At 69.8% G+C, this 14,622-nt stretch carries 11 protein-coding genes; 3 read left to right on the top strand and 8 right to left on the bottom strand.

Annotation, left to right across the window (positions count from 1 at the left end; translation table 11 throughout):
* Positions 1-5: 5 nt before the first annotated feature.
* The 4 genes from J2847_RS27095 to J2847_RS27080 all read right to left on the bottom strand — a co-directional run bounded on the left by J2847_RS27095 (position 6) and on the right by J2847_RS27080 (position 5,057).
* Positions 6-2,345, bottom strand: a complete 2,340-nt coding sequence (locus J2847_RS27095) for a hybrid sensor histidine kinase/response regulator (protein ID WP_209781884.1) — start codon at positions 2,343-2,345, stop codon at positions 6-8.
* 11 nt (positions 2,346-2,356) lie between these two features.
* Positions 2,357-3,553: an ABC transporter substrate-binding protein gene (locus J2847_RS27090; protein WP_411800653.1), complete on the bottom strand. Its 1,197-nt coding sequence runs from the start codon at positions 3,551-3,553 to the stop codon at positions 2,357-2,359.
* A gap of 137 nt (positions 3,554-3,690) precedes the next feature.
* Positions 3,691-4,506: an alpha/beta fold hydrolase gene (locus J2847_RS27085; protein ID WP_209781883.1), complete on the bottom strand. Its 816-nt coding sequence runs from the start codon at positions 4,504-4,506 to the stop codon at positions 3,691-3,693.
* 125 nt (positions 4,507-4,631) lie between these two features.
* Positions 4,632-5,057 (bottom strand): OsmC family protein, encoded by a 426-nt coding sequence (locus J2847_RS27080; RefSeq protein ID WP_085553930.1) that lies wholly within the window; start codon positions 5,055-5,057, stop codon positions 4,632-4,634.
* Between the two features lie 286 nt (positions 5,058-5,343).
* On the opposite strand from J2847_RS27080, the gene J2847_RS27075 reads away from it, so the two are divergent.
* Positions 5,344-5,919, top strand: a complete 576-nt coding sequence (locus J2847_RS27075) for an ANTAR domain-containing response regulator (protein WP_209781882.1) — start codon at positions 5,344-5,346, stop codon at positions 5,917-5,919.
* A gap of 40 nt (positions 5,920-5,959) precedes the next feature.
* Here J2847_RS27075 and J2847_RS27070 read toward each other — a convergent pair whose 3' ends face one another.
* The 4 genes from J2847_RS27070 to J2847_RS27055 are packed head-to-tail and all read right to left on the bottom strand — an operon-like array spanning position 5,960 to position 10,453.
* Positions 5,960-6,604 carry a DedA family protein gene (locus J2847_RS27070; protein WP_209781881.1) on the bottom strand — a complete coding sequence of 215 codons (645 nt, stop codon included), beginning with the start codon at positions 6,602-6,604 and terminating at the stop codon, positions 5,960-5,962.
* A 60-nt stretch (positions 6,605-6,664) separates the two neighbouring features.
* Complete coding sequence (locus J2847_RS27065; RefSeq protein WP_209781880.1) at positions 6,665-7,231, bottom strand: AAA family ATPase; 567 nt, start codon at positions 7,229-7,231, stop codon at positions 6,665-6,667.
* Positions 7,232-7,238: 7 nt separating this feature from the next.
* The gene (locus J2847_RS27060) at positions 7,239-8,618 is read right to left on the bottom strand and encodes a sigma-54-dependent transcriptional regulator (RefSeq protein WP_209781879.1); all 1,380 of its coding nucleotides are present in this window, start codon (positions 8,616-8,618) and stop codon (positions 7,239-7,241) included.
* Positions 8,615-10,453, bottom strand: coding sequence for a sensor histidine kinase (locus tag J2847_RS27055; protein ID WP_233474816.1), 1,839 nt, complete (start codon positions 10,451-10,453; stop codon positions 8,615-8,617). Before J2847_RS27055 ends, J2847_RS27060 begins: the two co-directional genes overlap by 4 nt.
* A 245-nt stretch (positions 10,454-10,698) precedes the next feature.
* Here J2847_RS27055 and J2847_RS27050 point away from each other — a divergent pair, with 245 nt between their 5' ends.
* Positions 10,699-12,015, top strand: a complete 1,317-nt coding sequence (locus J2847_RS27050; protein ID WP_209781878.1) for a dicarboxylate/amino acid:cation symporter — start codon at positions 10,699-10,701, stop codon at positions 12,013-12,015.
* Positions 12,016-12,237: 222 nt separating this feature from the next.
* Positions 12,238-14,550, top strand: coding sequence for an NADP-dependent malic enzyme (locus J2847_RS27045; protein WP_209781877.1), 2,313 nt, complete (start codon positions 12,238-12,240; stop codon positions 14,548-14,550).
* The last annotated feature ends 72 nt before the right edge of the window (positions 14,551-14,622 follow it).

Below are 14,622 nucleotides of genomic sequence, written 5' to 3'. Positions count from 1 at the left end.
CGGAATCAGCCGCCGATCAGGGCGGGTCCCCGGCTCCGCCGCTCCGGACGGCCCTGGGTCGTCGTGGGAATCGCCGCCTCGTTCAGAAGCAGGGCGATGTCCTTGGCGCCGATCGGCTTGTGCAGGATGCGGTAGCCGCTGGCCTCCGCGTCGGCGATCCGTTCCGGCGCGGTGTCGCCGGTCAGCACGACGCAGAGCGGCGGCCGGCCGGCCATGGCCGATTCCACCGCGCGGATGACGTCCAGGCCGGTCTCATGGTCCGCCAGCCGGTAATCGGCGATCACGAGATCGGGAAGGCGGCCGGATTCGGCCAGCACCCGCAGGGCGCCCGACGCGCCGTCGGCGGCCAGGACGCGCCAGCCGAACCCCTCGATCAGCAGGCTCAGCCCCTCGCGCACCAGCGGGTCGTCGTCGATGACCAGGGCGGTTCCGCCGCTGGGGTCCGGGGCGACCGGATCGGCCGAAACCGCCATCTCGGCCTCCAGCGGCGGTGCCATGAGGTCGCCGATCTCCAGCGTGAAGCAGGACCCCTTGCCGGGCCAGGAGGCGACATGGACCCGGTAGCCGAGCAGCCGGGCGAGCCGGTCGACGATGGCAAGCCCGAGTCCCAGCCCCTTGCCACGGTCGCGCGCCGGGTTGGAGACCTGATAGAACTCGTGGAAGATGCGCTCCAGATGCTCCGGCGGGATGCCGATGCCGGTGTCGAAGACCTGGATGCGCAGCCCCGACGGGCCGCGCCGGCAGCCGAGCAGGATGCGCCCGCTGTCGGTGTAGCGGAGCGCGTTCTCCACCAGATTGCGGATGATCCGTTCCAGCAGGGCCGGGTCGGCGCAGAGCGTCAGGCTGTTCGGCACGCTGCGGAAGCCGATGCCCTTCTCGGCGGCGCGCAGCCGGTACTCGGCGTCCAGCCGCTCGAAGATGGCGCCGAGCGAGACCGCCTGCACGTTGGGCGACACCGTGCCGGCGTCGAGCTTCGACACGTCGAGGATGGCGTCGAGCAGGCGGCAGAGCGCCTCCATCGAGGTCTCGATGCTGCCGACCAGCGAGGAGGCCGGGTGGTCGCCCAGCCTTGCGGCCAGCGCCGAGGTCAGCAGGACCAGCGACTGCACCGGCTGGCGCAGGTCGTGGCTGGCCGCCGCCAGGAAATGGGTCTTCGCGGCGTTGGCGCGCTCGGCGACCATCAGCGCCATGACCGCTTCCTGGCGGGCGCGCTCCGCCTCGTTCTTGGAGCTTTCGGCCTCGTTGCGGGCCTGCTCCGCCCGTTCGGCGAGCGTGCGCTGGACGGTGATCTCCTCCACCGCGCGCATCTCGCGCTCGTGCTGGATGGCCCCGATGTGGTCGAGCATGGCGTTGAAGGTGCGGGCCAGCCCGCTGACCTCGTCGTTGCCGCGCACGCGGGCGCGCTGCCCGGTGAAGCCGTCGCTGGCGATGGCGCCGGCCAACTGCTCCAGATCGCGCAGCGACCGGGTCATGTGGTTGCCCACCGCCCGGCTGCCGAAATAGAGCGCCACCAGGGACAGCAGGGCGACCAGCCCGTAGAAGGGCAGCACCCAGGACTGGAAGGCGGCGGACGGCGTCGCCGGGGCCTCCAGCCGCAGGGTCAGGCGCAGCGGCCGCAGATGCTCGGGCAGCGACAGCGGCACCTCCACCGCCATGGCGCCTTCGGCCATCGGCGGCGGCGGCGCGCCGGTCGGGCGCAGCTCGGCCTCCGGGTGCAGGACCAGCGTGCTGAGCGGCACCTTGTAGAGCAGGGCGCCCTCCGGCGAGGCGGTGCGCGAATAGATCAGCATCTCCGCCGCCAGCAGGAACGGGACGCCGTTCTCCCACACCACCGTGGCGGCGGGCTGACCGGTGGCCATGCTGCGGACCAGCCAGGCCATGTCCTCCGGCGTCATGCGCAGCCGGCCCGCCCACTGTCCGGTCCGCTGCCCGTTGTCGGCGATCGGGACGCCCTCGAAATCGGTGAAGACCAGCGCGACGGGGACGCTGGCGATCCGGTTGAAGCTGCGCAGGAAGGGCAGCAGATAGGCTTCCTTGCCGGCGGAATCGACCAGCGCGCTGGCCAGGACGCTGTTGTCCGACAGCTCGCGCACCGTGTCGACCAGCGTGGTCAGCAGCCCTTCGGTCTGGCGGGCGACCAGGGCCGCGTTGGCCTCGATGTTGCCGTGGTGCTGCCGGATCAGATGGCGGCTCGACACCAGATAGAGGCTGGCGCCGATCAGGACGGCCAGCAGCACGCCCAGCATCAGCGACACGAAGGCGAAGCGGCGGGCCAGCCGGCCGCTGGTGAAGCGCCGCTGCACGGTGCGCAGGAGGGACGGTGCGGGATCCGCCGGTGTCGTCATCGCACGCCCTTTCACTCGCCGTCGGGCACGAGAACGCCGTCTCGCGTGAAGCGGGCCATCAGGAGCTCCTTCTCGGTCAGCGCCTCGTGACGGTCCGGGGTGAAGGGGCGGTCGAAGGTCCGGGCGAGTCCCTGGTAATGCTCGACCCGTTCCAGGGCGTCCCGCACGGCGGCGCGGTCGGTGGTGCCGGCGAGATCGATGGCGCGGGCCAGGATGTGGGTCAGGTCGTAGGCGTGGATGAAACCGACGGGCGCCTCGATCTCCTCGATCCGCGAGAGGCCGAACAGCCGCCGGGTGGTTTCCAGGACGGGAGCGAGGCGGTCGGGCGGCGTGCGGAACAGGCTGACGGTCTGGATGACGCTGAAGTCCACCTCGTGCAGGGCTGCCCCGGCCTGTCCGACGAAATCGCCGCCGGTGATGCCCCAATGGCTGAGGATGGGCAGCCGCTCCGCCGCCGGCAGGGCGGCGACCTCGCGCACCAGGATCGCGGCCTCGTCGTCGTTGGCGACCAGCACGATGGCCTGCGCGCCGGCCTGCGCCAGCGTCCGGTACTTCTCGATCAGCGAGCGGTCGCGCCAGTTGTACCACGCGGTCCCCACCGGCTGCGGCACGCCGCCCTCCGTGAAATAGCGGTTGGCCGCCTCCAGGTTGGAGCGCCCCCAGGCGGTGTTGGTCAGCAGGAGCCCGACGCGGGTCAGGCCACGGCGCTGGGCGTGCGCCAGCAGGAAGGGCATCGCCAGGCTGTCGCGCAACGACAACCGGAAGATGTAGTTCGGCTTCATGCCGTTGTCGATGATGGCGTCGGCCGACGACCATGGGGCGAGGAACAGGGTGCGGGTCTCCTCCAGAACCGGCAGTTCCTCGATCACCACCGGGCTGAAGCGACCGCCATACACGGCGACCAGATTGGGGATGGCCGCCAGCTCGCGGATGTTCTTGATGCCGCGCGCCGAGATGGAGCGGTGCTCGCGCGTCACCAGATCCAGCGGGCGGCCGCCCAGCACGCCGCCGGACCGGTTGATCTCGTCGATGGCCGTGCGGATGCCGCGCTCGATGGATTCCGCCGAGGTGCTGTTGGCCAGCCCGAACTCGCCGTCCAGCCCGAGGATCACCGGCGCGCGGGCGGCGGTCTCCGCCGCCGCGACGGCCGCCCGTCCGGGAAGGGCGAGCATCACGAGAAGCAACATGATCCGGACAAAGACAGGCAACGGCATCGTCCATCGTCTGAAGGAAGCGGCCGGAACAACAGGCTTCGGCACAGGGCTGGGCACTATGGTTTGATGAAAAGGGTACGGTCAATCGGCCCTTTGGCTAGAAGTACCCCGTCCGGATGAGGTGGATGCGCTTATGCCGCCGGCCGTGCCGCCACGCCGATGGCCTCGGCCATGGCGGCGAGCACGGCCTCCGCCCGGTCGCGGTGGGGGGTGTGGCCGCAACCCTCCAGCACCAGAACCGACACCGGGCCGCCGCTGCGCGCGGCGATGGCGTCATACTGCGCCGCCGTCGCGTACTCGTCGCCGACGCCCTGGATGACGAGCAGCGGCGTGCGGATCGACGGCAGCCGATCCTCGATGTTCCAATGCCGGAAGGCCGGGGTCAGCCACGTCTCGTGCCAGCCGTGGAAGGCGCCGTCGACATTGTCGCCGTGCAGCCGCTTCAGCCGCTCGCGCAGTCCGCCGTTGTGGTAGAGGTCGCCCGCCGCCCGGATGCCGGCGATGGTGACGTCCTCGACGAAGACATGGGGAGCCTCGGCGATTGCCAGCCGGATGCGCGGAGCCAGGGGGCCGGCGGCGGCGAGCAGCGCGATGGAGGCGCCGTCGCTGTGCCCGACCAGCACCGTGTCGGTCAGGCCGAAGGCGTCGAGCAGCGCCGGCAGCACGATGTCGGCCTCGCGGTGCAGATAATCGATGGGGCGGGGCGGGGTGACGGCGGAGGAGGCGCCGTAGCCGCGCCGGGAGTAGATCAACGCGCCGCAGCCGGTCGCCGCCGCCAGCCGGTCGGGAAAATCCTTCCAGATGGCGATGCAGCCGAGGCCCTCATGCAGGAAGACCAGCGTCGGCCGTCCCTCGCCCGCGGCCGGGATGCGGCGGTATTCCAGCCGGTCGCCGGCGATGTCGATGAAGCCGTCCGTGAAGTCTGCTGCGGTCCCCTGCGGAGCCATGGCGCGTTTCCCCCGTCGCGTCGCTTTCCCTTGGCCGGCGACGGGCACGGCGACGGCGCGCCGCCCGGTCGCGGGCGGCGCGCACTGTAGCATCGCGGGTCGGGGCGCCCGCAAGGGGTGTCGCGTCAGAGCAGCCTGGCGTTCAGGCTGATCTCGGTTCCGGCCAGCGCCTTGGAGACCGGGCAGTTGGCCTTGGCGCCGTCGGCCTGCTGGGCGAAGGCGGCGGCGTCGATGCCGGGAACCTCGGCTTCGCATTCCAGCTCGATCCGGGTGATCGAGAAACCGGCGCCGTCCTTCTCCAGATGGACCTTGGCGTTGGTGTGGACGCGGGTCGGCGGATGGCCGGCCTGCGACAGCGCCGCCGACAGCGCCATGGAGAAGCAGCCGGCGTGGGCGGCGGCGATCAGCTCCTCGGGGTTGGTGCCGGTGCCGTTCTCGAAGCGCGACGGGAAGGAGTAGGACCCTTCGAACGCCCCGCTGCCGAGCCGCATCCTGCCGCTGCCCGATTTCAGGTCGCCACGCCATTCGGCGTCGGATTGCCGCATCGCCATGATCGTCGTCTCCTTGGTTCTCGCGTGAACGGTGGTTTCCAACCGGACAGTAGCTAGGGCGCGGCGCGGGGCCGGCAAAGGCATACTCCCTCCGGAGAGCCCGGCGGTTGCGGAGCGTTCCGGTCCTGTCCAGGCTGTGGGCGGTCAGCCCAAGGAATGGGCATCGGTCGCGCCGATATGGAACCTTTGGATTGGTTTTTGAGGTGGTCCGGATTTTGCTGTGCAGAACGCCATCGCAACCGGCTCGCTTCGATGGGGAAGCGCGGACATCGGAGGGGCGGCGAACTTGCGGGTTCTGGTGGTCGATGATGACGGCGAGCGCGCCGCGGTGGTGAAGGACAGCCTGCGCGAGTCCGGTGCGGAGATCGCGGCGGTGATCGGCATCGACGCCGACCTGCGCGCCGCCATCCAGGTGCACCGGCCCGACGTCATCATCGTCGATCTGGCCTCCCCTTACCGCGACTATCTGGAGGATCTGATGTCGATCAACCGGGAGACGCCGCGCCCGATCGCGCTTCTGGTCGGCGAGGAGGACCGCCCGCTGATGGCCCGCGCCGTCAGGGCCGGTGTCAGCATCTACGCGGTGGACGGGTTGAGCGCCAAGCTGGTGCGGTCGATCATGGAAACCGTGTCCGGGCATTTCCACCGCTTCCAGACGGTCAACGAGGAGTTGGAGAAGTCACGCGCCGCGCTGAACGACCGAAAGATCGTCGAGCGGGCCAAGGGGCTGTTGATGGCGCACCGCGACCTCAGCGAGGATCAGGCCTACAAGACGCTGCGCAGGATGGCGATGGACCAGAACAGGCGGTTGGTCGAGGTGGCGGAGGCGGTGCTGAACGTCGCCGATCTGCTGAAGCGCTGACCGTGGCGTCCGGCGGGGCGTCCGGGATGGGCTGGCGGGATCAGCAGGCCGGGTTCTGCGGCGAGCCGGCGACGGGGGGAGTGATCCTGCACGGCCCCGGCGCGCTTTCCGCGCTCCCGGCCGCCGGTGCGTTGCGGTTGCCGAGGCTGCTCAGGTCGTAGCCGGTCCAGGCGAGGTGACCGGGCGACATCAGCAGGGGAGCCCAGATCGCCGCCGACAGCAGGTTGAAGGTCTGGAACTGCCGGTGAGGCATCGCCATCATGCCGGCGGTGGTCGGCACCACGGCGCGCAGGGGGCCGACGAAGCGCGCCAGGAACACGCTCTTGCCGCCATGCCGATGGAAGAAGGCCTCGCCCCGGCCGCGCAGCTCCGGCCGCCGGCTGAACGGCCAGAGTTGGAACAGACGCTCGCCGTAAAGGCGGCCCAGCCAGTAGGAGGCGGCATCGCCGAGAACGGCGCCGCCCACGATCGCCAGATAGACGGTCCAGAAATCGAGGATGCCGGCGGCCACCAGCGCCCCGGCCGCGGTCAGCATGAGGACGCCGGGAACCAGAAGACCGACGATCGTGATCCCCTCGGTGAAGGCCACCAGGAAGATGATGGCTCCGGCCCACTCCGCGTGCGTCTCGATGAAGGAGGCGAGCGCGGTCGCCTGGGCTTTGAAATCCGGAAATGCGATCGACAAGGCGGCCAAATCCTGGTTGTCGTGGTGACATGGGGCGAGGCTCGGCGGTTTTCCAGCGCTCTAGCGGAGTCCGGCCTGTTCGAGGATGAACGTCACGCGCTCCGGCACGGGACGGCGGGGAAGCTCGACCAGCTCGTAGCCGCAGTCGCCGTAGGTCTCCACCATGGAACGGTGGGTGCGCTCCGCCTCCTCCGGCGACTGCCGGCGCTCGGCGTCCCGCTCGTAGATCTCGGGCCAGGGCGGGGTGATGAACACCCGTTTTTCATAACGGAACAGGTCGACCGCCCTTTCCAGGTGCGGTGGCACCGGCAGGCCGTGCAGCCGCAGATAGCCGACGGTGTCGGGCACGCCGCGGTCGAAGAAGACGGCCCCCGGATGGCCGAGGGCGTTGCGATGGGAGCGCATGTCCCAGCCCAGCATCTGCTCGGCGAAGGCCGCCGGGTCGATCCAGGGCAGGGCGGAACCGCCGATGGCGGTCTGGTCGCGGATCACGCCGCGCCCGGCCTCCTCGGCGCAGGCGTGGCCGGCCTGTTCCAGCGCGCGGATCAGCGTGCTCTTTCCCGACCCCGGTCCACCCGTCAGGACGAACAGGCGGTTGGGGCCGTCCGGCGTCGCGTTGCCCTTCATGACCGCGTCACTCCACGAAATCCTCGCGGCTCAGCCCGTAGCGCTTGAGCTTGTCGTAGAAGGTCTTGCGCGGAATGTTCAGCGCCTCGATGGCGGCCTTCACGCTGCCCTTCTGGCGGGCCAGCTCGCTCTGGATCAGCCCCTTCTCGAAATGGTCGACCCGTTCGGCCAGGGACAGGGCCGGGGCCTGGGCGGGGGCGGCGGGTTCCGCCGCCACATCCTCCAGCCCCAGCACGAAGCGGTCGGCGGCGTTGCGCAGTTCACGGACGTTGCCCGGCCAGTCCTGGGCGACCAGCCTCTGCATCTGGGTCGGCGAGGCGACGCGCGGCTCGCGGTTGTAGCGGCCGGCCGCCTGGACGACGAAATGCTGGAACAGCAGCGGAACGTCGTCGCGCCGCTCGCGCAGCGGCGGGATGCTCACCACCACCACGTTCAACCGGTAATAGAGATCCTCGCGGAATTTCCCGGCCGCCGCCGCCTGCTTGAGGTCGACCTTGGTCGCCGCCACCACGCGCAGGTCGACCGGAACCAGCTCGTTCGATCCCAGCGGCTCGACCACCCGTTCCTGGATGACGCGCAGAAGCTTGACCTGGAGCGACAGCGGCATGCTCTCGATCTCGTCGAGGAACAGGGTGCCGCCGCTGGCGTGCTCGATGCGGCCGACGCGGCGCTTGGCGGCGCCGGTGAAGGCTCCGGCCTCGTGGCCGAACAGTTCGCTTTCGAAGATCGCCTCGGGCATGGCGCCGCAGTTCAGGGCGACGAAGGGGTGCTTGCGCCGGGCGCTGGCGCCGTGCAGGGCGCGGGCGACCATCTCCTTGCCGGTGCCGGTCTCGCCGAACACCAGAACGTCGGCGTCGGTGTCGGCCACCGCCGCGATGGTCGCGCGCAGCCGCTCGATGCCGGCGGTGCGGCCGACGATGCCCTGGGTGGATTCGCCGCCCCCCGACAGGGCGGCGCGCAGGCGGCGGTTCTCCAGCACCAGCCGGCGTTTGTCGACGGCGCGCCGCACGGTCTCGACCAGCCGGTCGGAGGGGAAGGGCTTTTCCAGGAAGTCGTAGGCCCCGTCGCGCATCGCCTGCACCGCCATCGGCACGTCGCCGTGGCCGGTGATGAGGATGACCGGCAGGTCGGGGTCGATGGTCCGCACCCGCTCCATCAGGGCCAGCCCGTCCATCTGCGGCATCCGCACGTCGGTCACCAGACAGCCCGGCCAGTCGCGCCCGAGATGGCGCAGGGCGCGCTCCGCCCCGTCGCAGGCGGTCACCTCGAAGCCGGCGAGTTCCAGCGTCTGCTGCCCGGCCAGCCGGACGGCGCGCTCGTCGTCCACGAAAAGCACGCTGCCGGCGCCGCCGCCGCCCGTGCCGCTGCCGGTGTCGTTCACGGTCATGATGGCTGTTCCATTGTTTTCTGCTCGGCGACCTTGAGCCGCATGGTGAAGACGGCGCCGCCCAGCAGGCCGGAGCGGCCGTTGGCGGCGGTCAGGCTGCCGCCGAAATCCTCGACGATGCCGTGGCTGATCGACAGCCCGAGCCCGAGCCCCTCGCCCGCCTCCTTGGTGGTGAAGAAGGGCACGAACATCCGGGGCAGGTCGGCGTCGCGGATGCCGGTTCCGCTGTCGGCGACGCTGAGCAGCGCCACGTCGTCCGCCGTCGTCAGGGTGATGCGCAGCCGGCGCACCGGAGCGCCGCGCACGGCGTCGGCGGCGTTGCCGATCAGGTTGACCAGCACCTGCTGCAACCGCACATCCTCGCCGGTCACCCAGACGGTGTGGGCGGGCAGGTCGGTCTCGACCGTCACGTCGTCGCGCCGCAGCCGCGCCTCCAGCAGCGACAGCGCCTGACCGACGGCGCCGTTGGCCGACACCGGCCCCAGCCGGCCCGAGGCGCGCCGGGCGAAGCCCTTCAGCTGGCGGGTGATCGCGGCCATGCGGTCGGTCAGGCCGGCGATCTCGCCAAGATTGTCGCGCACCGACTCCGTCCGTCCGCGCTCCAGCAGCACGACCGCGTTGTCGGCGAAGCTGCGCATGGCGGCCAGCGGCTGGTTGATCTCGTGGGCGATGCCCGCCGACATCTGCCCCAGCGCCGCCAGCTTGGCCGCCTGGGTCAGCTCGTTCTCCCGCTCCCGCAACTCCGCCGTCGCTTCGGCGACGCGGCGCTCCAGCTCGGCCCGCGCCTCCTCCTGAACCGCCAGACGCTCGGCGAAGGCGGCGCGGCGCAGGGCCAGCGCGTAGGCGGCGACGGCGGCCAGCGCCATCGCGGCGGCGGCGAGCAGGCCGGCGACCTGGGCGCGGCCCGAGACCGGCTCGCGGCTGGTCAGGCTGTGCAGGGTCCAGTCGCCGCCGGGCACGGCGACCGAGGCCAGCAGATAGCGCCGCTCCACCCCGTTCTCGGCGATGGCGATGCGGTCGGCGGCCCCGCCGAAGGCCCAGGGCAGCACGTCCAGCCCCTCGCTGGTGCCCTCCGGCACGACCGGCAGGGCGATCGGCAGGCGGCGGGGCAGGGCGTGGTAGCGCCAGTCCTCGACGTTGGTGATGAAGACCATGCCGTCGCGGTCGGTCACCAGCAGCTTTTCCGGGCTGGGCACCCAGGCCCGTTCCAGCCGGTCGAAGCCGACCTTCAGCACCACCGCGCCCAGTGTGCGGTTTTCCGCCACCACCCGGTGGGCGGTGTAATAGCCGGGGATGAAGGAGGTGGTGCCCAGCGCGAAATGGTGGCCCTCCCCGCGCTCGATGGCCATTCGGAAATAGGGCCGGTAGGCGAAGTTCTGCCCGACGAAGCTGGAGCTTCCGTTCCAGTTGCTCGCGGTCAGCGTCAGCCCGCTGGTGTCCATGATGTAGAGCGCCGAGGCGCCGAGCGCCTTCCCGATGCCTTCCAGCTTGCGGTTCATCCGGTCGATGCGCTCGGGCGTCGGGTCGCCCAGGAGCGCCGTGACCTCGGAATCCTGTGCCAGCGCCAGGGGGACGGCGGCGTGGCGCTCCAGCTCGGCCCGCAAATTGGCGTCGTAGAGCGCCAATTGCGCGTGCGCGTGCGCGTGCAGGTCCGTCTCCGCCTGCCCGGCGGCCCAGCCGGCGGCCAGCGCCGCGGCCAGCGGCACCCCCAGCAGCAGCAGCGCGAGAAGCAGCCGGCGCGGCCGTTCGAGCGCGAGCGCCGCCAGCCGCGCGGCTCCCCGCGCGGCCCCCTGGGCGATCGAATCTGTCCTTGTGCCGTCAAAGGGCTTCGGCAACGTCACGAAACACCATGCTGCGCCGCAACATTGCTGCGGTGGTCCGGGGAGTGTGTGGATTTTCGCACATCGCAACAGGTCCTGTCGTGTGGATTTTCGCGCATGTGGATTCGTCAAATCCTTGATGTTGCTGGATTCAGCAATTGGCCCATCGCTTGCTTTCACAGGCAACCAAGTACGGGGTCATCCGCATCGTCGGTCAACAGAACGGATGCCCCGGCAGGAACGCCACGAGGAGACCGTCGATGAGCAACGCGACCGCCACCGCCCAGCACGGGCCGGTGAAGAAGCCCTTCTACACCAACCTGACCTTCCAGGTTCTGACCGCCATCAGCTTCGGCATTCTGCTCGGCCACTTCTACCCGTCGCTCGCGGTGGAGATGAAGCCGCTGGGCGATCTGTTCATCAAGATGGTGAAGATGGTCATCGGCCCGATCGTCTTTCTGACGGTCGTCACCGGAATCTCCTCGATCGGCAATCTGAAGAAGGTCGGCAAGGTCGGCGGCAAGGCGCTGCTCTATTTCGAGATCGTGACCACCTTCGCGCTCGGCATCGGGCTGCTGGTCGTCAACCTCGTGCGTCCGGGCGCCGGGATGAACATCGTCCCCGGCCAGCTCAAGGCCGATTCCGTGCAGAAATACGCCACCACGGCGAAGGAGCACGGCTTCATGGACTTCGTCGTCGGCATCGTGCCCGACAACGTGGTCGGCGCCTTCGTCCAGGGCGACATGCTCCAGATCCTGTTCTTCGCCGTGGTCTTCGGCGTCGCCCTGTCGGCGATGGGCCAGAAGGGCAAGCTGGTCGAGGACATCTTCGACAAGGTCGGCCACGCCCTGTTCGGCGTCATCGGCATCCTGATGCGCGTCGCCCCGGTCGGCGCCTTCGGCGCCATGTCCTTCACCATCGGCAAGTACGGCATCTCGTCGCTGACCGCGCTGGGCCAGCTGATGGCGTCGGTCTACATCACCATGGCGATCTTCGTCTTCGTCGTGCTGGGCGGCATCGCCAAGGCCTACGGCTTCAGCATCTGGAGCTTCATCCGCTACATCCGCCAGGAACTGCTGATCGTGCTCGGCACCTCGTCGTCCGAGTCCGTGCTGCCGCGCATGATGGAGAAGATGCAGAAGTTCGGCTGCTCCAAGCACGTCGTCGGCCTCGTCATCCCCACCGGCTACTCCTTCAACCTCGACGGCACCTCGATCTACCTGTCGATGGCGGCGATCTTCATCGCCCAGGCCTTCAACGTCGACCTGACGATCTGGCAGCAGCTCTACATCCTGGTCATCCTGATGCTGACCTCGAAGGGCGCGGCGGCGGTGACCGGCGGCGGCTTCGTGACGCTGGCCGCCACCCTGTCGGCCACCGGCGTGCTGCCGATCGAGGGGCTGGCCCTGCTGCTCGGCGTCGACCGCTTCATGTCGGAGGCCCGCGCCCTGACCAACCTCGTCGGCAACGGCGTCGCCACCGTCGTCGTCGCCAAGATGGAAGGCGAGTTCGACGAGAGCAAGGCGGTCGCCGAGTACCAGGAGCACTTCAAGGAGCCGGCGCTCGCCCGCATCTGACGCGAGGCGCCTGACGAAGGCCCGAAGGCCCGTTTTCGGAAAAAGCGAAAGTGATCCGCACCGGCGGCTTCCGGGTCATGTAAGGTAAGGGGGACGGTTCGGCAGGGTTCGAATCGCCCCCTTTCCCTTTGGATCGGGGTATGTCTTCGGCTATAACCAACCACCAGTCCAAAGCCGGTTCAGCGAATTAACCGGAATCACGTTAATCGGAGGAAGAGGCCCATGTCCGGCGATTTCGACGCGATGGCGCTTGAGTATCACCGCAACCCGCGCCCGGGTAAGCTGGCGGTCGTCGCGACCAAGCCGATGGCGAACCAGCGCGATCTGGCGCTGGCCTATTCGCCGGGCGTCGCCGTCGCCAGCACCGCCATCGCCAACGATCCGGCCCAGGCCGCCTCGCTGACGGCGCGGGCCAACCTCGTCGCCGTGGTGACCAACGGCACCGCCGTGCTGGGGCTGGGCAACATCGGCCCGCTGGCCGCCAAGCCGGTGATGGAGGGCAAGGCCGTCCTCTTCAAGAAATTCGCCGGGATCGACTGCTTCGACCTGGAGCTGAACGAGCTGGACGTCGACGCGCTGGTCGAGACCATCGTCCGGCTGGAGCCGACCTTCGGCGCCATCAACCTGGAGGACATCGCCGCCCCGGCCTGCTTCGAGATCGAGCGCCGCTGCCGCGAGCGGATGAAGATCCCGGTCTTCCACGACGACCAGCACGGCACCGCCATCGTGGTGGGCGCCGCCGTCCTCAACGGCCTCGCCCTGGTCGGCAAGGACATCTCGACGGTGAAGGTCGTCTCCACCGGCGGCGGGGCGGCGGGCATCGCCTGCCTCGACCTGATGCTGAGCCTCGGCGTCCGCCGCGAGAATGTCTGGCTGGTCGACATCGCCGGCGTGGTCCACAAGGGCCGCAACGAGCAGATGAACGAGTACAAGGACGCCTACGCGCAAGCGACCGACGCCCGCACGCTGGCCGACGTCATCGACGGCGCCGACATCTTCCTCGGCCTGTCGGGCGCCAAGGTGCTGAAGCCGGAGCTGCTGGCCCGCATGGCCGAGAAGCCGCTGATCCTGGCGCTCGCCAACCCCGAGCCGGAGATCATGCCCGATCTGGCGCGCGAGGCGCGGGCCGACGCCATCATCGCCACCGGCCGGTCGGACTTCCCGAACCAGGTCAACAACGTGCTGTGCTTCCCCTTCATCTTCCGCGGCGCGCTCGACGTCGGCGCCACGACGGTGAACGAGGCGATGAAGATCGCCGCGACCCACGCCGTCGCCAACCTCGCCCGGGCCGAGCCGTCGGACGTGGTGGCGGCGGCCTATGTCGGCGAATCCTTGCGCTTCGGCGCCGACTACATCCTGCCCAAGCCCTTCGACCCGCGCCTGATCGTCGAGGTGTCGTCGGCGGTCGCAAAGGCCGCCATGGAATCCGGCGTCGCCACCCGGCCGATCGCCGATTTCCGCGCCTACCGCGACCAGTTGAACCAGTACGTCATCCGCTCCGGCCTGTTCATGAAGCCGGTCATCACCAAGGCCAAGACCGCGCCCAAGCGCGTCGTCTACGCCGAGGGCGAGGACGCGCGCGTCATCCGCTGCGCCCAGGTGGTGGTCGACGACGGCATCGCCCAGCCGATCCTGCTCGGCCGCCGCGAGGTGATCGAGCGGGTCATCGGCGAGATGGGCCTGCGCCTGAAGATCGGCCGCGATGTCGAGGTGATCGAGACCGTCCGCGACCTGCGCACCCACAATTACGCCGAGCTGTACCGCAAGCTGATGGGCCGGCGCGGCGTGGCGCCGAGCCACGCGGCCAACGTCGTGCGCACCCAGCCGACCGTCTTCGGCGCCCTGATGGTCCGCCGGGGCGAGGCCGACGCGCTGGTCTGCGGCACGTCGGGCCGCTTCAACGAGCATTTCGCCCACATCGCCGGCCTGATCGGGCTGCGCGAGGGGGTGAAGGTCGCGGCGACGATGAACGCGCTGATCTCGCAGAAGGGCGTGCACTTCATCACCGACACCTACGTCAATCCCGACCCGACCGCCGAGCAGGTGGCCGAGATCGCCCGGCTGGCCGCCGACGAGGTCAAGCGTTTCGGCATCGAGCCGAAGGTGGCGCTGCTCTCCCACTCCAACTTCGGCAGCGCCGACACCCCGTCGGCGCGCAAGATGCGCCAAGCCTACGAGCTGGCCTCGGCCGAGATGCCCGACCTGGAGATCGACGGCGAGATGCACGCCGACGCGGCGCTCGCCGAGGCGATCCGCAAGGAGGTGCTGCCCGACAGCCGCCTGAAGGGGGAGGCGAACCTGCTGGTCATGCCGACGCTGGACGCCGCCAACATCGCCTTCAACATGATGAAGATCCTGGGCGAGGCGCAGAATGTCGGGCCGATCCTGCTGGGGGTGGAGCGTCCGGTCCACATCGTCACCCCGTCGGTGACGACGCGCGGCCTGGTCAACATGACGGCGGTCGCGGTGGTCGACGCCCAGCTCGCCGAGCCGGTCAACGCCGCCCCCCGCCCGCCGGTGGCCGGGGAGATCTGATCCGCCAAGGGGCCGGCGGGGCGCTGTTCCCGCCTGCGATTCGTGCTATTCCCTGAAGCCGGAACGGGCAGA

The sequence above is a fragment of the Azospirillum agricola genome (assembly GCF_017876095.1).
Taxonomy (GTDB): Bacteria; Pseudomonadota; Alphaproteobacteria; order Azospirillales; family Azospirillaceae; genus Azospirillum; species Azospirillum agricola.
This window is presented reverse-complemented; position numbering and strand designations above follow the sequence as displayed.

What these genes read in the sequence shown, in the direction of transcription:
- J2847_RS27045 (WP_209781877.1), top strand. Translation starts at nt 12,238, where the DNA reads ATGTCCGGCGATTTCGACGCGATGGCGCTTGAGTATCACCGCAACCCG.
- J2847_RS27065 (WP_209781880.1), bottom strand. Translation starts at nt 7,231, where the DNA reads ATGAAGGGCAACGCGACGCCGGACGGCCCCAACCGCCTGTTCGTCCTG.
- J2847_RS27050 (WP_209781878.1), top strand. Translation starts at nt 10,699, where the DNA reads ATGAGCAACGCGACCGCCACCGCCCAGCACGGGCCGGTGAAGAAGCCC.
- J2847_RS27060 (WP_209781879.1), bottom strand. Translation starts at nt 8,618, where the DNA reads ATGACCGTGAACGACACCGGCAGCGGCACGGGCGGCGGCGGCGCCGGC.
- J2847_RS27095 (WP_209781884.1), bottom strand. Translation starts at nt 2,345, where the DNA reads ATGACGACACCGGCGGATCCCGCACCGTCCCTCCTGCGCACCGTGCAG.
- J2847_RS27085 (WP_209781883.1), bottom strand. Translation starts at nt 4,506, where the DNA reads ATGGCTCCGCAGGGGACCGCAGCAGACTTCACGGACGGCTTCATCGAC.
- J2847_RS27080 (WP_085553930.1), bottom strand. Translation starts at nt 5,057, where the DNA reads ATGGCGATGCGGCAATCCGACGCCGAATGGCGTGGCGACCTGAAATCG.